Origin of the sequence: Robertmurraya sp. DFI.2.37 (assembly GCF_029211245.1) — a bacterium.
Classification (GTDB): domain Bacteria; phylum Bacillota; class Bacilli; order Bacillales; family Cytobacillaceae; genus Robertmurraya; species Robertmurraya methanolica_A.
Genome location: NZ_JARGEJ010000994.1, coordinates 1 through 216, shown reverse-complemented (window position 1 = coordinate 216; position 216 = coordinate 1). Strand labels below are relative to the sequence as shown.

Annotated in this window: 1 rRNA gene; it reads left to right on the top strand. The window is 47.7% G+C overall.

What is annotated here, in order from left to right:
- Window positions 1-216 (top strand): 23S ribosomal RNA (locus tag PZE06_RS29465); the annotation flags it as partial.

Below are 216 nucleotides of genomic sequence, written 5' to 3'. Positions count from 1 at the left end.
ATATTTTCCTTTGGAAAAATGCTGGGTGATAGCGTGCCTTTTGTAGAATGAACCGGCGAGTTACGATTGCATGCAAGGTTAAGTTGAAAAGACGGAGCCGCAGCGAAAGCGAGTCTGAATAGGGCGTCTTGAGTATGTAGTCGTAGACCCGAAACCAGGTGATCTACCCATGTCCAGGTTGAAGTTCAGGTAACACTGAATGGAGGACCGAACCCA